Source organism: Arthrobacter crystallopoietes (genome assembly GCF_002849715.1).
GTDB lineage: Bacteria > Actinomycetota > Actinomycetes > Actinomycetales > Micrococcaceae > Crystallibacter > Crystallibacter crystallopoietes.
This window is the reverse complement of sequence record NZ_CP018863.1, coordinates 1,247,820-1,268,367: the sequence shown is the minus strand read 5'-3', so window position 1 is coordinate 1,268,367 and position 20,548 is coordinate 1,247,820. Positions and strand designations below refer to the sequence as shown.

Annotated in this window: 19 protein-coding genes; 8 read left to right on the top strand and 11 right to left on the bottom strand. The window is 64.7% G+C overall.

All coding sequences use genetic code 11. The features are described 5' to 3' along the window. Positions 1–142: 142 nt before the first annotated feature. From AC20117_RS06105 to AC20117_RS06075, 7 genes are all read right to left on the bottom strand, one after another. Complete coding sequence (locus AC20117_RS06105) at positions 143–1,510, bottom strand: MFS transporter (protein WP_074700488.1); 1,368 nt, start codon at positions 1,508–1,510, stop codon at positions 143–145. Between the two features lie 117 nt (positions 1,511–1,627). Next, positions 1,628–2,551: an alpha/beta hydrolase gene (locus AC20117_RS06100; protein ID WP_074700489.1), complete on the bottom strand. Its 924-nt coding sequence runs from the start codon at positions 2,549–2,551 to the stop codon at positions 1,628–1,630. Continuing rightward, on the bottom strand, positions 2,548–3,669 hold the full coding sequence (locus AC20117_RS06095) for an FAD-dependent oxidoreductase (protein ID WP_074700490.1): 1,122 nt from the start codon (positions 3,667–3,669) through the stop codon (positions 2,548–2,550). Before AC20117_RS06095 ends, AC20117_RS06100 begins: the two co-directional genes overlap by 4 nt. Before the next feature lie 63 nt (positions 3,670–3,732). Further along, the gene (locus AC20117_RS06090) at positions 3,733–4,686 is read right to left on the bottom strand and encodes a phosphotriesterase family protein (RefSeq protein WP_074700491.1); all 954 of its coding nucleotides are present in this window, start codon (positions 4,684–4,686) and stop codon (positions 3,733–3,735) included. 44 nt (positions 4,687–4,730) lie between these two features. Beyond that, complete coding sequence (locus AC20117_RS06085; protein WP_074700492.1) at positions 4,731–5,720, bottom strand: phosphotriesterase family protein; 990 nt, start codon at positions 5,718–5,720, stop codon at positions 4,731–4,733. Between the two features lie 299 nt (positions 5,721–6,019). Then, positions 6,020–6,763, bottom strand: a complete 744-nt coding sequence (locus tag AC20117_RS06080) for a GntR family transcriptional regulator (RefSeq protein ID WP_074700493.1) — start codon at positions 6,761–6,763, stop codon at positions 6,020–6,022. 43 nt (positions 6,764–6,806) lie between these two features. Further along, positions 6,807–7,409, bottom strand: coding sequence for a TetR/AcrR family transcriptional regulator (locus tag AC20117_RS06075; RefSeq protein ID WP_074700494.1), 603 nt, complete (start codon positions 7,407–7,409; stop codon positions 6,807–6,809). Between the two features lie 239 nt (positions 7,410–7,648). Here AC20117_RS06075 and AC20117_RS06070 point away from each other — a divergent pair, with 239 nt between their 5' ends. Further along, on the top strand, positions 7,649–9,256 hold the full coding sequence (locus tag AC20117_RS06070; RefSeq protein WP_083339706.1) for an MFS transporter: 1,608 nt from the start codon (positions 7,649–7,651) through the stop codon (positions 9,254–9,256). A gap of 186 nt (positions 9,257–9,442) precedes the next feature. Next, a complete protein-coding gene (locus AC20117_RS06065) occupies positions 9,443–10,426 on the top strand; it encodes a hypothetical protein (protein ID WP_139186776.1) in 984 nt (327 codons plus the stop codon). A 64-nt stretch (positions 10,427–10,490) separates the two neighbouring features. Here AC20117_RS06065 and AC20117_RS06060 read toward each other — a convergent pair whose 3' ends face one another. Then, positions 10,491–11,165, bottom strand: coding sequence for an endonuclease/exonuclease/phosphatase family protein (locus AC20117_RS06060; RefSeq protein WP_074700496.1), 675 nt, complete (start codon positions 11,163–11,165; stop codon positions 10,491–10,493). Between the two features lie 92 nt (positions 11,166–11,257). Next, complete coding sequence (locus AC20117_RS06055) at positions 11,258–12,751, bottom strand: DUF4389 domain-containing protein (protein ID WP_074700497.1); 1,494 nt, start codon at positions 12,749–12,751, stop codon at positions 11,258–11,260. A 184-nt stretch (positions 12,752–12,935) separates the two neighbouring features. Here AC20117_RS06055 and AC20117_RS06050 point away from each other — a divergent pair, with 184 nt between their 5' ends. Further along, positions 12,936–14,249, top strand: coding sequence for a hemolysin family protein (locus AC20117_RS06050; RefSeq protein ID WP_074700498.1), 1,314 nt, complete (start codon positions 12,936–12,938; stop codon positions 14,247–14,249). Here the strand turns inward: AC20117_RS06050 and AC20117_RS06045 are convergent. Next, positions 14,246–14,761: a GNAT family N-acetyltransferase gene (locus AC20117_RS06045; RefSeq protein WP_083339707.1), complete on the bottom strand. Its 516-nt coding sequence runs from the start codon at positions 14,759–14,761 to the stop codon at positions 14,246–14,248. The genes AC20117_RS06050 and AC20117_RS06045 overlap by 4 nt on opposite strands. 270 nt (positions 14,762–15,031) lie before the next feature. On the opposite strand from AC20117_RS06045, the gene AC20117_RS06040 reads away from it, so the two are divergent. Continuing rightward, the gene (locus AC20117_RS06040) at positions 15,032–15,577 is read left to right on the top strand and encodes a hypothetical protein (protein WP_074700499.1); all 546 of its coding nucleotides are present in this window, start codon (positions 15,032–15,034) and stop codon (positions 15,575–15,577) included. 69 nt (positions 15,578–15,646) lie between these two features. Here the strand turns inward: AC20117_RS06040 and epsC are convergent, their stop codons facing one another. After that, the gene (gene epsC, locus AC20117_RS06035; protein WP_074703184.1) at positions 15,647–16,234 is read right to left on the bottom strand and encodes a serine O-acetyltransferase EpsC; all 588 of its coding nucleotides are present in this window, start codon (positions 16,232–16,234) and stop codon (positions 15,647–15,649) included. A 654-nt stretch (positions 16,235–16,888) separates the two neighbouring features. Here epsC and AC20117_RS06030 point away from each other — a divergent pair. From AC20117_RS06030 to AC20117_RS06015, 4 genes are all read left to right on the top strand, one after another. After that, a complete protein-coding gene (locus AC20117_RS06030) occupies positions 16,889–17,611 on the top strand; it encodes a LysM peptidoglycan-binding domain-containing protein (protein WP_074700500.1) in 723 nt (240 codons plus the stop codon). A 203-nt stretch (positions 17,612–17,814) separates the two neighbouring features. Beyond that, entirely contained in the window at positions 17,815–18,219 is a 405-nt protein-coding gene (locus AC20117_RS06025) for a hypothetical protein (protein ID WP_074700501.1), read from the top strand. A 57-nt stretch (positions 18,220–18,276) separates the two neighbouring features. Further along, positions 18,277–18,936 carry a pentapeptide repeat-containing protein gene (locus AC20117_RS06020; protein WP_074700502.1) on the top strand — a complete coding sequence of 220 codons (660 nt, stop codon included), beginning with the start codon at positions 18,277–18,279 and terminating at the stop codon, positions 18,934–18,936. 104 nt (positions 18,937–19,040) lie between these two features. Further along, positions 19,041–20,546 carry an acyl-CoA synthetase gene (locus AC20117_RS06015; protein ID WP_074700503.1) on the top strand — a complete coding sequence of 502 codons (1,506 nt, stop codon included), beginning with the start codon at positions 19,041–19,043 and terminating at the stop codon, positions 20,544–20,546. Positions 20,547–20,548: the final 2 nt, after the last annotated feature.

Below are 20,548 nucleotides of genomic sequence, written 5' to 3'. Positions count from 1 at the left end.
ATTCGGACCCGGCGCTCGCCGTCGTCCGGATTATCGCAGGCAGCACAAACGGCGGCACGCATCGAAGGATGCGTGCCGCCGTTGATGGCTCACTGCCCGCGCCCTACCGCCGGAACCACTCCGCCGGCAACAGGCTTTATTCTCACGGCGCGGGGGCCATACTGTCCTCGGCCGCTGCCTCGGTATCTTGATCCTTGCGCTTCCGCCCCGCCGACTTTGCCGCTAGCGGAACAAACAGGAAGGCCAGGGCGGCGAAGACCCCCGGGATGGCGAAGAAGAGGAAGTTCAGCTCTACCGGAAGGCTAAGCGTCAGCAGGACGCCGCCGAACATCGGGCCGACGACGGCGCCCATGCGTCCGACGCCCGAGGCCAGCCCGATCGCCGTCGAACGCATGAAGGATGGGTAATACTGCGCCACGAAGGCGTAGGAAATGTTCTGAGCTCCCATCGTGCAGGCTCCGGTGATGGCCACGAGCAGCAGGAGGACTGCCATGTTGTTTCCGAAGCCCAGCAGGGTCAGCGACAGCGCGGAGACCACGAACATCGGGACGAGCACCCGCTTCACGCCCCACTTGTCGGCAAGTTTGCCCAACACCAGGGTGCCGACGATGGCGCCCAAGTTCAGCACGATCATGAAGGTCAGGCCCGAGCTCAGGGCGTAGCCTGCCTCCACCATCAGCTTGGGAAGCCATGTGGTCAGGCCGTTGATCATCAGCAGGCACATAAAGAAGGCGATCCAGATCATGATTGTGCCGAGGGCGCGACGGTTTGTGAACAGCGCACCGACGGGGCTGCCGGCCTCCTTCTGCGTCAGACCTGTGAATGCCGTATTTGTACCGATCGCTACCTGGCCGTTGACCTTCGACAGGGCGTCACGCAGCTCGTCGGTCTTCCCCTTCTCCAGCAGGCTCGCAGGGGAGTCGAGGAAGTACTTCATCATGAACGGCAGGAACACCAGGGGCAACGCCGCAACCAGGTACACGCTGTGCCAACCGAATGCCGGGAGCAGTAGCATGGCGACGAAGGCTGCCAGGATGCCGCCCACGGAGAAGAAACACATCACGATCGCTACCAGGGAATTGGCGCGGTTCTTCGGTGCGTAGTCGGTCAGCATGGCGATGAGGCAGGGCAGGATGCCGCCGATCCCGAGGCCGCCCAGCCCGCGCAGGATGGAGAAGGTGACGGGCCCCGGAGCAAATGCGCACAAGGCCGTGGCGGCGGAAAAGAGGATGATACTGGCAGTGAGCACCTTTCTCCGGCCGATCTTGTCGGCTAGGACTCCGAAGAGGATCGCGCCGATCATCATCCCGAAGATTCCGTAGCTGCCGATGGCCCCTGCCTCGACAGGGCCCAGGGACCATTCCTTCATCAGGACAGGTAGAACGGATCCGTAGACAACAAGGTCGTACATGTCGAAGGTGATGATGAAGCAGGCCCAGAACAGCATTCCGCCGTGGAAGCGGCCGAAGCGCGCCTCAGCGATGAAGTCCCTGATGTTGATTGTTTTCATGTCTTTTGTTCCTGGTGGATAGCGATGAGGTTGCTCCGGGTACACGTCGGCGGCACGAGTCGGAAGACTCATGCCGCCGAGATGCACAGCGGATGGGGCTCAGGCCCGCGGGTGGGCTCAGCCCTTGTTCAGGAAGTCACCCGTTTCCAGGAAGGCCCGGTAGTACTCGGGGATCCAGGAGAAGTTCTGGACGAAGCCGTGGTTGGCCCCTTCGTAGCGGCTGACCGTCGCCTTGACGCCGGCGTCCTGCAGGCGTTTGCCGTAGAGCTCGCCTTCGTCGCGCAGCGGGTCGTGCTCGGCCGTGATGACCAGCGCCGGCGGCAGGCCGGCGAGGTCTTCGCGCTTGATCGGGGAGACAAGGGGATCAGCGGGGTTCGCGCCGCTGTCGAGGTAGAAGGAGTTGAAAGGCTTCAGGCCCGCAGTCTCCAGTCCGTATCCTTCGGCGTTCTCCCGCAGCGAGGCGTAGCGGTCGACGTCGAAATCCAGGTCCAGGGACGGGTAGAACAGAACCTGGTGGGTGATGGCCTCGAACCCGTCGTCGTGGGCCTTGGCGGCGACGGCTGCCACGAAGGTGCCGCCGGAGCTGTCGCCCGCAATGGCGAGGTTTTTCCCGTCCCAGCCCAGGCTCCGGCCCTGCTCGGCGGCCCAACGGACCACGGCGTAGCAGTCGTCGAGACCGGCCGGGAAGGCGGCCTCGGGCGCCCGGCGGTAGCCGACGGAGATGACCTTGTGGCCGGTCTCCTTGGCCAGGGACCGTGCGACGTGGTCGTGGGTGTCCAAGCTGCCCAGGAAGAAAGCGCCGCCGTGGAAGTACACGAGCAGGCCGTAGGCGTCGGACTCGATCGGAGTGTAGATCCGCACGGGCACGTCGCCCGAGGGCGTCTGCGCGGTTGCGTCTTCAACGGCGTGGAGCGGCAGGCGCTCCGCCAGCGGGGGAACCATCGATTCCTCGCCGGCGCGCATGGCTTCCGGGTGCAACGGGGAGCCGTCCGGGGCGGGCAGCGTAGCCAGGATCTTGGCGATCTCGGGGTGGATGCTCATTCGACGCCAGCTCCCTTCGCAAAGGAGGTGGTTTCCGGGAAGGAATCACCGATGTCGAATGGCTTGCGGGAAATGTCCTGCAGCACGTCGGTGATCGGTTTGCGCTTCTCCTGATAAATACGCAGAGCGTCCTTCAAGTCGGAGCCCTCCTGAATGGCCTCGGCCAGCCAGGCGGCGTCCTGCATGGCGGAGTTTGCGCCCTGACCCTGGTGGTGGAGCATCGCGTGGGCGGCATCCCCCACGAGGGCCACGCTGTCAGTGTGCCAGTTCGGCTGCTTGTCGATGTCGAAGACGCCGCGGTTGGTCATTTTGGCGATGTCCAGCTCCTGGCCGATCTTCTGCAGGCGCTCGTCGAAGCCCTCGAGCAGGTCGGCAATGTATTCGTGCGTGACTTCCGGCGCCCAGGCGGTGTCGTCGCTCGGGGCGGTGATGTCGAAGGACACCTGGTTGCGGTGGCGCAGCGGCAGGAAGTAGACGGTGGTGCCGTTCTGGCCCACGTATACGCGGAAGTTGTCGTTCTCGACCAGGCCGTAGGCATCGTCGGCGGAGATGACGGCGCGCATGGCGATGGTGTGGGAGAAGACGGGCTGAACCTCGCCAAAGATCTGGTTACGGACGCTGGACCGGATGCCGTCCGCCCCCAGGACCAGATCGGCGGCGACCTCGACGCCGTTCTCGAACTTCACGGTAGCGGAGTCACCGTTGTCGGTAACGGCCACCATCTTGTGGCCGATGTGTACGCGTTCGGCTGGCAGGAGGCGCAGGAGGGTCTCGATGACATCCCCGCGGTGGACCATGCGGCAGTGGTTGACCTGGGCGTATTCATTGATGCCCGGCCACGGGTCGCGGGCAATGAGTTCGCCGTTGGCCTGGTAGACCTCGATGGCCTCGGAGGGAGCGGAGACTTTTTCGAACTCCTCGAACACGCCCCACTTGCGCAGCACCTCGACTGTGGGCGGGCGCAGGCCGATGCCGGCGCCGACCTCGCCGAGCTCAGGAGCCTGCTCGTAGACGTGGACATCGGCGCCGAGCTGGAGCAGGGCGAGTGCGGCAGAGGCGCCGGCATAACCGCCGCCGACGACGGCGACCTTGAGGTTCTGGATTTGTGAAACTTGCATTGTTTCTTCTCTTTCTTGACCCAGGACTACCTGGGGGAACGGGCGTGGAGGTTTGTCGGTCGATCAGTTGCTGATCGACAGGAAGTTTGCGGGGTTCTCGACGAAGATCTTCCGGATCGCCGCGTCGTCGAGACCGGCCTTGCGCAGGTCGGGGATCAGGTCCTCGAAGATGTAGTTCACGGTGTGGCCCTTTACACCGGGCCAGCCCAGCGGGCTGCAGTTGGCATCCGCTCCGGCCAGCGCCAAGTCCAGGTGCCCTGCACCGAGGAAGCGGAGGAAGTGATCCAGGCGTTCCTGGCGGGGGCGGGCCCAGAAGGGCGGGTCCTCGAGCTCGGTCTCGTAGCCGAAGGTGTCGAAGCCGACCCGGCCGCCCTGCTCGGCGATCCAGGTGTCGCGGGTCTTATCGGCGTTCACGCCGTCGTCCACGTGGCCGAAAAGTATGCGGTTGAGGGGAAGTCCTTCCTCCTCGAAGATCGCAATCGCGTTTTCCGCATCAATGGCCAGGTGTGTCAGGATCGGCACGCCAGTGATCAGGGCGGCACGAGCCGCAGCGCGGTAAATGCGCTTGTCCAGATCCGTCATGCGTCCGCCGCGGCTCACGCCAACCTTGATGACGCCGGCACGGCTGCCGGTGTCGCCGATGCCCACGGTGATTTCGTGGATGAAGTGGCGGACCAGGTAGTCGACGGACGCCTGGGCGAAGAACGGCAGGGCGGTGTCACCGCCGACAAAGCCGGTGCAGGCCACGATGTGGACACCGGTCTTTGCGGACAGGGACTTGTAGTAGTCGATGTCGCGGCCATTGCAGATACCGGTGGCATCGACAAAGGTCCCGCCGCCGTATTCGTGGAACTTCCGCAGCTTCGGCACCGTCTCCTCGTACCGTTCCTCGGGTGCTTTCCACCATTTGGTGTCCAGTTCCGAGCCCGGCATGCCGTAGCCAATGTGCTCGTGGATGGCCACGTATCCGAGTTCTTCAGCTGAGATCGGTCCCAGCACCGTGTTGATTCTCGACATGAGATTCACCTTAAGTTTGAAAAGAATGAAAGGGACGCGCGTGCTTAGCGCAGGGTCAGCAGGTCCCGCGGGTTGTCCACGAGGATGCGCCGGGCATCATCGTCGGCGAGTCCCAGCGACTTCACGAAGGGCATGAACGTCGAGATCACGTAGCTGAACGGCAGGTCGTAATCCGCGTGGCCCTTGGCCACGCCGACAGCGCTGCTGGAGAGCAGGATGCGGTCTCCGTGGCCGGCTTTGACCAGTTCCAGCACCAGGGAAGCCCGTTCGCGGTCGGTGAGGTAGGCGTCGTCGTCGTTCAAACCCACATGGTCGAGGGCGACGAAGGCACCCCCTTCGGCGACTTCAAACGGCACACCCGCGGCTGCCGCATCCTTGCGGTCCAGCCCACCGACAACCACGCGGTCCGCCGGGAGCTGCTCTTCCAGCACGACGCCAAGGTCTCCCAGCGCGTCCTTGCCAAAGCGGATGGAGACTGGAACGCCGGTGTTCAGGGCGGTCCGGGCCGCGCCGCGGAAGAGACTCTCGTCGGTGGGCGTCATGCCCTCGCGGGTGGCCGTGGTGGTCACGATTCCGGCGGCGCCGCGGCGCTCCACGCGGGGAACCACCATGCCCTCGGTGACCTCCTTGGTGAAGAGGTCCGCGAACTTCTCCGCGGGCCACGGCGTCGGGGGGTTGGTCTGCGGGGTCAGGAAGTACCCGCCCAGCATTTCCTCGGGACCCATGCCCGTGGACGCAACGATGTGCACACCGGTCGAGCGCGAGAGCGCCTCGTACAGGCGCACATCGCGGCCATGGAACATACCCGTGCTGTCCACAATGGTCTTGCCGCCGTTCTCGCGGAAGTCCGTCAGCTTCGCGGCAAGGATCTCGAAGATCTCCGCCCGGTCCATGGAGATGTCATACGCATGCTCGGCGCCGGGAACCACCGAGAGCAGCGCCTCATGAACCGAAACCACGCCCAGCTCATCGGCGGGAACGGGGCCAAGGACCGTGTTGACGGTTGTATTAGTGGGAGTTGTTGTATCCGTCATTTGGCACAACCTTTCGTTAGCGTGGCGCCGGTGTTGGCGTCACGCACTGGGAAGGATCATGCACCGCGACCTCTGGATTGATTCCTCGCCGAACTCGGTGCAGGCGGTAGTAACCGAAGAGGCATCCATGGAGCTGACGTCCGGCTTTCGCTGGCGGTCCGCCTCTCATGCATGTGACCCTGATTACCCGTCAACTAGGTTTACACGGTGTCATGCGAAAGTCAAGCAAAAGGATATTTGGGAGGGAACGACGACGGCGGAGGCCCCGTGGCCCCGTGGCCCCGCTGATCGTGAGGGAATTACCGGCTGGTGACGAACCGGTACTTGAAATCTTCGGCCTGGTGCACCGCGGAACGCCAGCCTGCAGGAAGGCCGCCGGTGGTGAAGAAGATCGTCTCGATGACGAGCAGGGGGCTGCCCGCGCGCACGCCGAAGGTGGCGGCCTGATCGGTATCTGCCGCCGTCGCCCAGGCTTCGTGCTCCGCCCGGTCGAGCGTGATCCCGTAGTCCCGCTCCAGCAGCTCAAAGGCGGAGCCCTTGTCTTCGAGCTCCGCCACCGTGGGCCTGAAGTCTTCGGGTGCCCGGATATAGACGTTGGCCTCGACAAGGGGCTCGTTCTCGACTGAGATCAAGCGGGTGAAATGCAAGAGCCGTTCGTGGGGGTCGAGCCCCAGGCGGTGACGGATGCGGACGGGGGGCTCTATCCGTTCAATGCCGGAGACCTTGGAGCCCGGATGCAGCCCGCTTTCGGTAAGGTATTGATGCAGGGCGCCTGGCCTTATATCGGCCGGCCGGTGTACCCGGGCGCCGGTGACAGGGAATGTCCCTTTGCCTTGCTTTCGATAGACGTATCCTTCGTCGGTCAGCTCCTTGAGCGCCTGGCGGATCGGTGCACGGCTCACTTCGAAGCGGCTGAGCAACTGCTCCTCGGTCATCGGCTTCTGGGGATCAGCGATTCCTCCGGCGATCTCCTTGCGCAGAATGTCCTTGATCTGCCGGTACAGGGGCACCCCGGACGAGGGGTCGAGTTCGCCAGAAGCCATGAATCTTCGGCCCTTCAGATTGTTGGTTGCGGGTGGCTTGCTCCTAGCGGGAGGAACTTTCCTCGGTTAGCAACTGGCACCAGGAGTCCGTAAGTGTCTCGAGGCAGATCCCGCGGTCGGTGACCCAGCCGAGGCGGAACCAGCGCCGGGACAGGAACTCGAACTGGCCGAATGCCAGGGTGCAGCGGATGCGCCGGGTGTCCGGGTCGAAGCGGCCTGCCCGGTCCAGGCCTTGCTGCATCCAGGCCGTTGTGTCTTCGTACCACTTCTCGATGCTCTCGGAGATCACGGGTTCGCTCGGCGCGGCGTCGTGTGCAGCCATGATGTAGGGGCGGATGATGGCCCACTGGTCGAACTTGCGGTCAAGCCAGGCCCGCACAAGCTGCCGCTCGCCGCGCTCCACGACCGTAGAGAGCTGCGGGTCGTCCTCTTGGGTGAGGATCTCGTCGACCTTCCGCAGCAGTTCCGACATCAGTTCCGCCTTCGACGGGAAGTGCAGGTAGAAGGTCGTCCGAGTGGTTCCTGCCGCCGCGGCGATGTCATCGATGGTCGTGGCGACATAACCCTTCGTCTCGATCACTTCCAGACCCTTCTCCAACAAGAGCTGCCGGGTCTGTTGCTTCTGGAGTTCGCGGAGCATAGCCATGTTTCACAGGATAGCCGTTTTGGCTCAGGAGACAGCTCAAAATACGACATGAAGTTTCACTTGACAGTCTGTTGCGTGAATGCCATTGTTGTCGCTTAGATCACAGCAGTATGTGATCGCGGCTACGCGAAACGGGATTCCCGGACTTCTGCTCAGCGTGCCGGCGCCCGTCGGCGCGTGATGCGGTATCGGTTCCTTCCGTTCCATTCGATTGCTTTAGTTAACTCAAGGACTACTCAATGAGTCAGGATTTCGAGACACAGACGTCCCACCTACCGCCGTCGTCCGCGGCAATCCAGGCACCGCGCCGCGTCGCGGGCACGTTGGCAGCGGCTTCGCTGGCGGTCATGGTGGCCCAGATCGCCAACGCGCTGCCCGGCGCGCTCAACGGCGTTTTCCAGCAGACCTTTAACACCGTCGGCTCGCAGCTGACGTGGATCACGGCCGCCTTCATGATTCCCGTGGTCGTCTTCGAGCTCACCTTCGGGGTCCTCGGCGACAAATACGGGCACAAGAAGCTGGTCATGGGCGGCTCCGCCCTGGTGGTGCTCGGCTCCCTCGTCTGCACCTTCTCTCCGAGCGTGCAGGCGATGTGGGTCGGGTCGGCTCTCAACGGCCTCGGTGCCGGTGCCATCTTCCCGGCTTCGCTGGCGCTGGTCGCCTCGGTGGCGCGGAACATACAGGAGCGCGTGCGCGGCATCGCCATCTGGGCAGGCTTCCTGTCGGCCGGTTCCGCCGTGTCTCCGCTGCTCGGCGGCGTGTTCGCCGGCATGGGCTGGTGGCGGGGTGCGTACGCGATTGTCGCCGTCGTTTCCCTGGTTGCCATCGTTCTGACCCTCACCAGGGCGCAGGAAGCTTCGGCACCCGAAGGCCGCCGGCTGGATCTGTGGGGACAGATCACCTTTGCCCTGGGCCTGATCCTGGTCCTCTTCGGCCTGGTCCAGGGTCCGGAGGACGGCTGGACTTCCACCCACGTGATCTCCGCCCTCGTCGCCGGCGCGGTTCTGCTGGCCATCTTCGTAGCCATCGAACTGCGCGTGGAGCATCCGCTGCTGGAACTGCGTCTCTTCCGCAACCGTCAGTTCACCGTCTCGTCGATCGTCGCCGTCGTTGGCATGTTCGCGTTCCTGGGCGCCTGCTTCTCGACCAGCATGTGGCTGGGTCCGGTGCAGCACCAGAACGCTCTGTTCCTGGGGCTGCTGTTCCTGCTGCTGCAGGGTCCGGCGTTCGTGCTCATCCCGGTCCTGTCCCGTGTGCAGGCCCGTGTGTCCGCGCGCTGGCTGATGACCGGCGGCTTCCTGGTCATGGGCGTCGGCGCGCTGATCGCCTCGACCTTCGACGTCGGAAACCGCGATGTAACGCTGTTCATCCTGCCGACGCTGCTGATCGGCATCGGCTTCGCTTTCACCCTGAGCCCGATGACGGCGATCGCGGTGAACTGCGTACCCCGCCACCTGACCGGCATGGCCAGCGCCACGACCAACCTGCTGCGCGACCTCGGCTTCGCCCTGGGCCCGGTGCTGGTGGGAGCGATCGCCCTGAGCACCGCAGGCAACCAGCTCATTCCTGCCCTCCAGGCTTCCAACCTGACGCCGGATCAGCTCGGCCCCGCCTTGGGAATTGCCGAAGCGGGCGGACCGATCGCGCTGAACAGCATTCCCGAAGGTGCACCCGGCGGCGCGGCCCACGAGTTCGCCCTGCAGGCCCTGGGCAGCGGCTTCACCATGGCATTCCTGGTCTGCGCCATCGCGGCGTTCTCGGCTGCCCTGCTGAGCCTGATCGGGCTGCATGGAGTGCGGGACATCCAGCCGGAGGACGAAATCCCGGTTGCGGAGACCGTCGGCTAAGCCGCCGAGCTTTTCGACCCGACGGAGGATCCGGTACCCGGCGATGCCGGTGGCTGATACCAAAACGAGAGCCGCCCGCTGCATGCGTGCCCCGATGCAGCGGGCGGCTCCTTGCTGTTTGGCTAGGGTCCCGGCCCGGCTGTGGCGTGGCTTAGCCCAGCCGGACGGCAGTTATATGCTTTCTCCATGAACGAGGAGAGCGGGCAGGGCCAAGCGGTATCCCTGCGGGTGACGATCGAGGTGAACATTATCGACGCCGACGCCCTCCGGGACAGCGCGATCTCGCGTGCCTCCGACACCCAGGAAGTCGAGTATGCGATCAGCGACCCGATGAACGCGCTCATCATCGCCTCGGATCCGATCCAGGCGGCGGACGTCCTCGCCGGGGTGGAGGGCGTGGAGCCGCGCGCCTTCCGGGTCTCCGCGGAAACCGGCAATCCCGCCGACGATGACGACATCCATGCTGCCGACACCGCGATCGTGATCGACGGCGAGTTTGCCGACCGCCGGCCTGCCGACGTTCCCGACGCTCCGGTCACCGAACAGGACTTCATCGACCTCTCGGCCCAGGTGGAGGGGCTGAGCCCCGACATGCTCGGCTATAACGACGAACTTGAGGGCCAGGGGGAGCGCCGTCGTTCGCTCCGGCAGGCGAAACTGGTGGCCGGACTGCTATGGCACGCTTCCGTGGTCATGATGGACGAGCTGTTCTCGGACATCGAGTTGCTGCGCAGCCGGGGAACGCCGACTGCGGCGGACGTGGACGAAACGTTCGTCATTTCGGGCCTGCCGCCGCGCTTCGCGCACCGCTACACGGCCCTGTTCGCCCAGCGGTTCCTCACGGTCGCCGTCGACCTGACTACCAGGATCGCCGGCCGCTGGCAGCCGCCGTCGTGTGTTGCCCAGGAGCTTGCGCTGCGCTGCCTGCTGAACGAGGCTCAGGTGCTGGCCGAGGAAGCCGGCCTGGAGCTGGACGAAGACTGGCGGGCAACCGTGGAGGATTTCCTGCTCGAGGACACGGATGCGGAACTGCTCTACAACGAGGCGCTGGATGGTTTCGACGACTATCTCGACAGCATCGGCACCGGTGTGGCCTCGATGAAGTTCGAGAACTGGTTCGAGCCGTTCAACAACGCCCGCCACGTTCCGCCCTACGCCTTGAGCGACTAGCCGGCCCCGCCGTCGTCGTTATTGGTGTTTCTGCTGTCCGCCGCGGAATGCGGGCAGGGCTCGGCTAATTCAGGTATTCGGCCGAGACGAGGATGGGCAGGTGGTCCGATTCGCCCCGGGGGAGCGTTTCCACGCTCTCGATATTCAGGCCGAGCGACGTGGCGAAATCGAAGTGGCCTTGGAAGACCTTGTAGCGCGTGTAGGTCCGGCGGTTGCTCAGCGTGAGCTCGTAGCCGGTTTCCTTCAGGTGGGAGATGAGGTTTTTCGTGAAGAAGGGGTAGTTGAAGTCGCCCACCATCAGCGTCATGCCTTCGCCGCCCATAGTGAGCAGTTCCGCATGGCCGGCCTTGATCTGGTGGCGCCGGAGCGAATTTGTCGCGGTCAGCGGCGCGGCATGGAAGGAGCCGACCACCAGTTCATGCTGCGTCTCGTTGTCGACAAGCTTCACGCCGAGCAGCCGCTCGTGGGCGGGGGAGAGGACGTAGTCATGCAGGGACTTCTTCAGTGCGAAGGTATTCGTGTCCAGGGCCGTGAAGCGGTCTTTGTGGTAGTACATCGCCAGGCCCAGCCGGTTGCCCTTGGTGGAGTCGGCCAGGTGCAGCGGCCCCAGCGTGGGCGGCAGATCGGTGGTGTCGCACTCCTGCAGGCAGAGGACATTGACGTCGAAATCCTGGGTCAGTTTCAGCAGTTCACGGCTGGCACGGTGCTTTCGGAGGTTGTAGCTGATGACTCTGAGCACGGGAGCACCCCTTCCATAGGCCGTTCGAGGAAAGCTGCCCTAATAGTACCCACAGCATCACGGCGGAACGGCGCAAATGAAGGATTTCACCCTCAGCCAAGAGGCTGGCGCTGGTCGGGACCTGTCGCCGGGGCGGCGCCACCAGCCTCCGGCGGCGGCTCGGCCGGGCCCTGGTCAAGCCGGAACGGCGGATACTCGTCGCGCATCAGCGCCGTGTAGGCGAGGACGCGGTAAATCCACCGGTTGATCCCCATGATCAGGTCAAACAGCGTGCGGCGGTACCTGCCGGTGAAGAGCAGGATCACGGCGGCGATCAGGACCAGCAGGCCCAGCAGGGAGGGGCCTGCCGCGCCGGCGTAATTGCCGTCCCAGTCCCCGCCCGCACCCCACCAGATCGCCGCATTCGAAAACGCGGACACGATCAGCAGGTGCGGAATGGCCAGCAGCCACCACTTGACCAGCACGAGGCCGTTGGTCAGGTGTTCGGGATAGGCGACGTCGAAATCCGCCGGGTAGCTGGCCGGAGCCAGGGTAAACGGAGGGTAGCGGTCGGTGCCCAGCGCGGAGTATGCGTAGAAGGCCACGCGCCAGTTCCAACGCGCCACGCCCACATTGAAGTGGAACAGGGACCGCGGATAGCGGCCCGTGAAGAGGATGGCGAAACCGGCGGCGATGGTGGTGACGACAAACGCGAACCACAGGAAAAAGAGCAGGACATAGTGCGGAATGGCCAGCAGCCACTTCACCAGCCACAGCCAGCGCGAGAGCCCCGGATCCAGCGCGCCGTACAGCGCGGCGGGATAAACCGGCCGTCCAGCCGCCGGAGAACCTGAGTACGACGGCGTGTGGTCACCTGCGGCGCGCCGGTCCGCCGGGTTGTCGCCGGACAATGCGGAGGGTCGCGAGGCCAAGGCCCGCCCGATTCCCGCCGCGCCGAGGATCAACAGGGGCAGGCCGATGATCAGCAGCACCAGTCCGGTGATGAGCAGGCCCATGGTGAGCGGGCCCAGGAAGCCCGGCCTGACGCCGGCCTGCGCGTCCACCGAGACCGGCTGGCTGGCATCCGCGTTCATGACCACCACGCTCCAGCTGCCGGACTGCAGGTCCCAGCTGATCCGCTGCTCGCCCGGGCCGGATGCCGAGACCGCCCAGAAGTCCTGCTCGGCGGGAGGCTGCGGCGCGGAGGTCCCCGGCAGCTCCCGGTAGTCGGCGTCGAAGGGGCGGAACTCGACGTCCGCGAGCTGGGAGTGGGGAACGCCAGCCAGATAATTATCGACGGCGTCCACCGAGGCGATCCCGATGAAAATGTCCTGTCCGGGTTGGGCGGCCCGCGCCTCAAGCCGGAAGCCGAACGCGTCGCCCAGCTGCACACCGGGCGGCAGCTCTTCGTCGATGACCACATCCAGCGGCTGACTGGTCAGGGCGTAGGAGTCAGTGTCCAGACGGACCGGCTGGGAGGTGAGGTAGCCGTCGTCGTCCTGCGCTGCCTGGACCAGGCCCGTGAAAGCCGCCGTAGCGACCAGCGCCAGGCCGGCCAGGGACAGCAGGATCCCGAGGACCAGCAACACCACGTGACCGGGCTTCATAGCGGCCACCCCCTTCTAAATTCCGTGGCCGATGCGTCGTTTCCGTTGCCCCGTTCGGAAAACTCTTTGCGAGCAGTGTGGCCCCGTACTGCCTCGGGCACAAGGGCTGTCGGTATCTGTTATCGCCGGCCGCCGCCGGTCCGGGGCCACGGACTCCCCGCTGCCCTTCCGATAGTGTCGGCTTATGGATGGCGGCACCTTATTGAATTTCGCGTTGGTCCTCTTCTTTGTGCTGCTCGGAGGGGTGTTCGCCGGCACCGAAATGGCGCTCGTGTCGCTCCGGGAGAGCCAGGTGCGGCAGATCGAGCGCTCCGGCAAGTCCGGCGCCAAGACGGCCGAGCTCGCCCGCAACCCCAACCGGTTCCTCTCCGCCGTGCAGATCGGCGTGACGCTTTCGGGCTTCTTCTCGGCGGCCTACGGTGCGTCCACCATCGCACCCGATATCGCGCCGCTGCTCGAAGGACTGGGGCTGGCGGCCGGCCCTGCCCAGTCCGTGGCGTTCATCGGCATGACCCTGGTGGTGGCGTACCTGTCCCTGGTGCTCGGCGAGCTGGTGCCCAAACGCCTCGCGATGCAGCGCTCGGTGGGCTTCACCAAGATCCTGGCCCCGCCGCTGAACCTGTTCAGCAAGATCATGCGCCCGGTCATCTGGTTGCTGTCCGTGTCCACCAACGCCCTGGTGCGGCTGCTGGGCGGGAATCCGTCCGCGAAGTCGGACACCATTACCACCGAGGAGCTCTGGGACATGGTGGCGCAGAACGAGGCGCTGGGCGAGGACAGCCGCAGCATCCTGAACGACGTTTTCGGTGCGGGGGAGAGGCTGCTGCAGGAGGTGATGCGCCCGCGTCCGGAGGTCCGCTTCATCGAGGGCCGGCTGACCTTGGACGAGGCGCGCCGCTACACCCGCAACCTGCCGCACTCGCGCTATCCGGTGATCGGCAAAACGCCCGACGAGGTGCTCGGATTCATCCACATCCGCGACCTCATCCCGGAACCCGGCGAAACGGCCGGCACTACGGTGGGCGAGATTGTGCGCGAAATCCTGCCGCTGCCCGGCACCAACCGGGTGCTGCCCACGCTCTCCCGGATGCGCAAGGAGGGCCATCACATTGCCCTCGTGGTGGACGAGTACGGCGGTACGGACGGGATTGTGACGCTTGAGGACCTGGTGGAGGAACTGGTCGGCGAGATCTACGACGAGTACGACGCCGGGGTGGACCCGGAGGACCGCGTGCAGCAGGCCGGCGGGGCCATTGATGTGGACGGCGGCCTGATCCTGCAGGAGTTCAAGTCCCTGGCCGGCATCGAACTCCCGGAGGGGCGCTATGAAACGGTGGCCGGCTTCATCATTGACCGGCTGGGCCGCATGCCTCGCACCGGCGATCAGGTCGAGGTGGCCGGGCATCTGCTGAGCGTGCTGTCCATGCAGGGGCTGCGGATCGGGCGCGTCCGGGTGACCGAAGTGCCGCAGGAAAACAACGACGGCGGCAGCGGCTAGGGATCATGCTCCGGGCGGGTTTTCCGCCAGAGCCACGCCTGCCCTGTCTGCTCGTCCGGAACAATGCCTTGGCATGCGAAGCCGGCTTTCGTGAGGACAGCACCGGAAGCGTTGGTGTGCGGAAGTGTGCGGGCTTCGACTGCCGCCACTTCCACCGTGTTAAAGGCGCGGTCAACGAGCTGACGGACAGCAGCGGTGGCATATCCCTGCCCGCGGAAGCCGGGCGCGATCTCGTAGCCAATCTCGACTGTCCCGTTCTTGGGCGGGCCCTTGTAGCCGCCGGATCCAAGCAAGACGCCCAACTCGGGATCCAGAAAGTAGTACATCCGCCACTCCGCCTGGCCGGGCTGCTTTAGGAGTGCTTTGAGCGTGAAATCAATGAGCCAGGGGTATTCCGGCCAGCCGGCAGGAATGCTCACTCCCAACACAGCAGCCAAGGATTCAGCGCCACCGTGCAGGTAGGCACCCAGATCTTCTGGAGTGGCAGCTTTCAGCAGCATCTGCTTGCCCACCGCCCTTTCCGCTGCGGACCATCAGAGGATCTCCGCCCTAGCGTAGCCGGGCAAGGGTCCGAAGCCCTACACTGGCGGGCTTCTTTCGGGGCAGCAAGCCGAGGTTAACTTTGGATGATATGTCCTCTTTCGAGGTAGCACAGGGTTGCTTTCATTCGGTGAAACGATAAAGTCGCTTCCGGGGGGCGCCGCAGTTAGCAGCGCCCTTTGGCCTGTCCGCAGGCCTTGTCAGTGATTCGCACTCTCCCCATCACGAATCGAGCATCAAATATGAAGAAGATTGTCTCAGCAGTGGCCCTGTCCGCTGCACTCACCCTGTCAGCAGGCACCGCGGCCTACGCCGCAGACGCCCAGTACCCCGCCCCGGAGCTTCCCATTGTCGTCTCCGCCGGCAGCGTCCAGGCCGGCGAGGAATTCACCGTTTCCGGCGCAGGTCTTGAGGCCGAGGAAACGGCCACCATCACCGTGGCCCAGAACCAGTCCACCAGGAACTTCCGCGGCTTCACGCAGACCACCACGGCCAATGCCGCGGGCGAGTTCTCTGAGGAGATTTCGATCGACAAGCCGGGCCGCCACTGGATCTCTGTGAAGGGCGATCAAAGCGGCGAAATGGGCACGGCTTCCGTTGTCGTCACCGGACCGCCGACCGAGGCGCACACCGGGCCAAAGGAGGACAAGGAGCCCAAGGAACTGAAGGCAGATCGTTCCGCGGCCACCACGTCGGTATCCCCCGCAGCATGGGGCGCAGCAGGACTTGGCCTGCTGGTCACGGCGGGCGCAGCAGGCGCCTTCATGGTCAAGCGCCGCCAGAGCTAGCAGCGAAGGCCTCACGGCAGCCGGGTGGCAGCGTCCTAGTGGCGCCGCTGCCCGGCTGCCGGTCTCTTATCAGAGCAGGAACGCGGGGTCGATCAGGTCCAGCCGCGGATCCAGCGGATAATTGCCGTCCTTATGCCGCCACTGCGCAGGCACCCCGATGGCTACGGAGTTGGCGGGGATATCCGTAACGACGACGGCGTTGGCGCCGATCGCCGAATCGTCGCCAATAGTCACGGGGCCCAGGATGCGGCAACCGGAGCCCAGCATCACGCGATTGCCGATGGTCGGATGCCGCTTGGTCTTATCCAACGCCCGGCCGCCCAACGTGACGCCCTGGTACATCATCACGTCGTCGCCGATGACCGCGGTTTCGCCGATGACAATCTTGGTGCCGTGGTCGATGAACACGCGGCGGCCCAAGGTGGCGGCGGGATGGATTTCGATCCCGGTGAGGAACCGGGCGAACTGAGAGAGCAGCCGTGCAGCGGTGCGCAGCTGCGGCCGGTTCCACATGGCGTGGGCAATGCGGTGCGCCCAGACGGCATGCACGCCGGAGTAGGCGAAGCCGACTTCCAGGTCCGAGTTTGCGGCCGGATCCTGGGCACGCGCGGCCTTGAGGTCCTCGCGCAGCAGTGCCGGCAGGCTGTTCCTGGCCACGGTCAATCAACTCCTTGTAGCGGTTATGGTTCCCTTCGCGGCAACCCGGGCCCGAGTCAGTGTATTCCCGCGGCATCCTCCGGGTTCTCCGCAGCAAGCGCTGCGGGGTATTTCTCGTGCTTACTGCACCCTGGCCCAAGAATTTTTTCAGAGGAGTTCCCGGGCGCCCTCGGTGAGCAGAATCCGTATGTGTTTTGTAGCCCTCGCGCGCACTGCCGACGTCGAAAATTTCGGGGCGCGCCGGCGTCGTATGCTCTGGGTATTTTTGCAGGTGAGACGGTACATCAAGCGTTTTCAGCAACCTTGGAAACCAGTCGAAAACATCCTCGCTGTAACCCGGTCGGAGCAGTCCTCCTGTTGCCTCCGGCGCGGCGAGCAAAACAGCGAGTGGCACGCACACGACACGCGGCGCGACACGCGGAACGATTCATCACGATTTTGCATCGTTGATAACGGTCCGGTAACGTGGCGGCTTGTGCGGGGATAACACCCGCTCAGGGGAGCCGGATCCTAACCGGCAGACTTACTGAAAATCGAATATGCTCGGCGCTGCCCAACACCAAATGCCGTCAACATGGCAGACGTCGGAAATGACCTCGATACTACGAGTGGTTGACGGCGGCGTGATGAAGTCCGGGGACGGATGGAGCGAAGGTGGCCCTGCGGAGCATCGTGAACTCAAATAAGAACAAGAACTTCAGCCGTGCCCTGCGCGGAGGCCTTGCGGCAGTAGCCCTCACCGGTGCCGGTGTAGCCATGGTCGGAACCCCGGCCAACGCTGCCGACACCGCCACCTGGGACGCCCTGGCCGAATGCGAAAGCGGCGGCGACTGGAGCATCAACACCGGCAACGGTTTCTCGGGCGGACTGCAGTTCACCCCCAGCACTTGGGCAGCATTCGGTGGCAGCGGTAGCCCCCAGAACGCCAGCAAGGCTGAGCAGATTGCCGTAGCCGAGAAGGTCCAGGCCACCCAGGGCTGGGGCGCCTGGCCCGCATGCTCGGCCAAGCTGGGCCTGAGTGGCGGCGGCGGAGCACCGGCTCCGGCGCCTGCCGAGGCGCCGGTTCAGGAAGCGCCTGCCGAATACAACGTGGCGCAGGCCCCCGTTGAGGCTCCGGTACAGGAAGCCCCCGTCGAGCAGGCGCCTGTCCAGCAGGCCCCGGTTGCCCAGGCGCCGGCCGCGCAGGCTCCGGCCCAGGCCCAGGTTGCAGTCAGCGGCGAGACCTACTCCGTCCAGGCTGGCGATACCCTCAACACCATTGCCACCGAGCTTGGCATCGAGGGTGGCTGGCAGGCACTGCACGCAGCCAACGCCGACACCGTCGGCAACCCGAACCTGATCTTCGTTGACCAGGTTCTGCAGCTGCCGGCCAACTAAGGCCTAGCTGACCTAATACCAACTGCGTTTTGCCGCGCAGTTACCCAAGAAAGCCCCGCGTTTCCCCCCAACTGCGCGGGGCTTTCTGCTGCCCTGGGGCCGAAGTGACATCGGTCTCACTGGCGGCCGTTTTGGAACAGGCCCGCCCGTCCGCCGGTTCGACCTAGAAGAACGATCAATCGGACGAAAGTGTGCGGGACATAATGGTGGCCAATGACGGGTACGGCGTCTACGAAATCATGGTGGCGTTTGCCCATATAGCGTTTGTCTCACTCTTGCTGGGCAGCGCCTTGACCAACATCTTCCGTTTCCCCTGGTTTATGTACGCCGACGAGCCCCGTCCAGCCGTCCAGCGTGGAGTGGGCATCGCCGAACTGCTGCTTGCCGCCGTCGTCTGCCTTCCTTATTTCTGGGGCGAGGGGAGTTCCGTAGCGGCGCTGATCGCGCTGGCTTACGGCCTGGCGGTGGGAGTGCTGGCGCTGTGGCGCTGGAAGAAGGGGCACGCGTTCCGCCTCTCGTCGCTGCTGGCGCCTGCGCTTCTGGCGTTCGCGTTCGGGGCGCTCAAGGCCGGAGAACTTGCCGCGCTGGCCGCGGGCGCGCAGGCGTAGCCGAGCCGGTTGTGAGGGTGCGCCGAGCTTCCTTCCCGGGTGTGATGGGATGGCAGCATGGCGAAAAGTACGACGGCGGCCCCCAGACTGGATCCGGTCCGGCTGGCTAACCTCGAACACGTTGATAATGCGGACCTTCTTAGCGGGGACCATTGCGAGGGGCGTCGCTATGCCAACGTGCAGCTGGACGGGCTGGATCTGACCGGCATCACGTTCCTGGAGTGCGAGCTGCTGTCGGTCGCCCTGAACGGAACCCAGCTGCGCGGCGCCCGGTTTACCGACTGCCGGTTCGAGGAGCTGTATGCGCCGGTCTTCAGCGCTGCCCGCTCAAGTTGGCGGGATGTTGAACTGACCCGGACCAGACTCGGCTCCGCTGAAGTTTTCGATTCGGCGCTGCAGTCCGTCAATTTCGACGGCGGCAAACTGGGCTACGTGAATCTGCGCAGCTCCAAGCTCACGGACGTGCTGATCTCCGACTGCATCATCGACGAGCTGGATCTCGCCGGCGCCCGGGGTCTGCGCGTGGCGTTGCAGAACTGCCGCATCGGAACGCTCGATGTGACGGATGCGGTCCTGAAAGACTTCGACCTGCGCAGCAGCGAATTCAGCATGATCCGCGGCGTCGGCGGTCTTAAGGGCGCAACAGTGGATGACTACCAGCTGAACCTGCTGGCGCCGATCCTTGCCGAACAGCTCGGCATCCGAGTGGAAGGTTAGGGGAAGCCGCCGAGCGCTGCGTAGCTTTCCGGTTAAATCGTTGACAATATCAATAAAAGGCTGTTCCAATGGTTTGAACGTGATCCCGCTACAAAGGAGTTGCAGTGAATCTCGGCATTGGTTCATGGCCCGCCCGCCGCGCCAAGGTCCGCCCGGACGATGTCTGCATCGTCTTCGAAGGCCGGGAGCGGACTTATCGAGAGTTTGATCAGCGCGTCACACGGTTGGCCAATGCCTTCGCCGGTGCCGGAGTGTCCAAGGGCGACCGGGTGGCCTACGCAGGTTTTAACCACCCTGCCTTGCTGGAAACGTTCTTCGCCGCCGGCCTCATCGGCGCCGTCTGCGTACTGATAAACCCCCGGCTCCGGAAGCCCGAGATTGACTACATCCTGCGTGACTGCGGCGCCACCGTTGTGGTCTTCGGTGAGGACCAGCGGGGCAATGCCGAGGAACTCGCCGCAGAGCTCGAGATCCGGCAGTGGCTCAGCGTCGACGGCGGTGGCCCGGGAGCCTTGTTCGAGGACTTCCTTACCGGCGGCAGCGGAGAACCCGTCCAGATCGACGTCGATCTTGAGGCCCTCGCCCTGATTATGTACACCTCCGGGACCACCGGCCGCCCCAAGGGGGCCATGCTGACCCACAACAATCTGTTCTACCAGTACGTCAATGCGCTGATCGGTCAGGACCTCCGGCAGGACGAGATCCACCTTGCCGCCGCCCCGCTGTTTCACATCGCCGGGCTGAACATGATGACCCTGCCCACGTTCACACTGGGCGGGCGCATCATCATCCACCGGACTTTCAAAGCCGCGGCGGTGCTGGCCGAGATGGAGCAGTCCCGGGTAACCTCATCGTTCCTGGTGCCGGCCATGCTGGACGCCCTGAGTAGCGATCCTGCCTTTCCAGCGGCGGACCTCTCCACTGTGCGCGGGTTCATGGTGGGCGGTTCGCCGCTGCCGGAGCGGACCATCCGGACCTGGCAGGACAAGAAGGTCGCCATCATGCAGGGCTTCGGCATGACCGAAACCGGCCCCGGAGTCTGCATGCTCGAACCGCGCGACGGCTTGGCCAAGGCCGGCTCTGCGGGCCGTGCCCACTTCTTTACTGAAAACCAGGTTGTGGACCTCGACGGCAAGCCGGTCCCGCCCGGGGTTCCCGGGGAGGTCATCGTCCAGGGTCCCAACGTCATGGCCGGCTATTGGAACAAGCCCGAGGAGACCGCCAAGGCGCTCGACGGCGCCTGGTACCATTCCGGCGACATCGCGGTGGTGGACGAGGACGGCTACATGTACATCAAGGACCGGATCAAGGACATGTACATCTCAGGGGGCGAGAACGTCTACCCCGCCGAGGTGGAGAATACCCTGCTCAGCGTGCCCGGCGTGCAGGAGGCGGCCGTGATCGGCGTGCCGGACGATAAGTGGGGCGAGACCGGACGTGCTTTTGTTGTCCTCGCGCCCGATACCCACGTGACCAGCGAAGCGATGCGTGAAGAGCTCAAGCAGCGCCTGGCCACCTACAAGGTGCCCCGCGACATCGTGCTCGTCGACGAGCTGCCGCGCAACGCTACCGGCAAGATCCAGAAGCACGCGCTGCGCGCCAACGCCTGATC

Bases quoted from the DNA above. Each gene is read 5' to 3' on its own strand.
- AC20117_RS06050 (WP_074700498.1), top strand. From the start codon at position 12,936: ATGGATGGCGGCACCTTATTGAATTTCGCGTTGGTCCTCTTCTTTGTG.
- AC20117_RS06100 (WP_074700489.1), bottom strand. From the start codon at position 2,551: ATGAGCATCCACCCCGAGATCGCCAAGATCCTGGCTACGCTGCCCGCC.
- AC20117_RS06075 (WP_074700494.1), bottom strand. From the start codon at position 7,409: ATGGCTATGCTCCGCGAACTCCAGAAGCAACAGACCCGGCAGCTCTTG.
- AC20117_RS06095 (WP_074700490.1), bottom strand. From the start codon at position 3,669: ATGCAAGTTTCACAAATCCAGAACCTCAAGGTCGCCGTCGTCGGCGGC.
- AC20117_RS06040 (WP_074700499.1), top strand. From the start codon at position 15,032: ATGAAGAAGATTGTCTCAGCAGTGGCCCTGTCCGCTGCACTCACCCTG.
- AC20117_RS06085 (WP_074700492.1), bottom strand. From the start codon at position 5,720: ATGACGGATACAACAACTCCCACTAATACAACCGTCAACACGGTCCTT.
- AC20117_RS06020 (WP_074700502.1), top strand. From the start codon at position 18,277: ATGGCGAAAAGTACGACGGCGGCCCCCAGACTGGATCCGGTCCGGCTG.
- AC20117_RS06065 (WP_139186776.1), top strand. From the start codon at position 9,443: ATGAACGAGGAGAGCGGGCAGGGCCAAGCGGTATCCCTGCGGGTGACG.
- AC20117_RS06105 (WP_074700488.1), bottom strand. From the start codon at position 1,510: ATGAAAACAATCAACATCAGGGACTTCATCGCTGAGGCGCGCTTCGGC.
- AC20117_RS06025 (WP_074700501.1), top strand. From the start codon at position 17,815: ATGGTGGCCAATGACGGGTACGGCGTCTACGAAATCATGGTGGCGTTT.
- AC20117_RS06080 (WP_074700493.1), bottom strand. From the start codon at position 6,763: ATGGCTTCTGGCGAACTCGACCCCTCGTCCGGGGTGCCCCTGTACCGG.
- AC20117_RS06070 (WP_083339706.1), top strand. From the start codon at position 7,649: ATGAGTCAGGATTTCGAGACACAGACGTCCCACCTACCGCCGTCGTCC.
- AC20117_RS06055 (WP_074700497.1), bottom strand. From the start codon at position 12,751: ATGAAGCCCGGTCACGTGGTGTTGCTGGTCCTCGGGATCCTGCTGTCC.
- AC20117_RS06090 (WP_074700491.1), bottom strand. From the start codon at position 4,686: ATGTCGAGAATCAACACGGTGCTGGGACCGATCTCAGCTGAAGAACTC.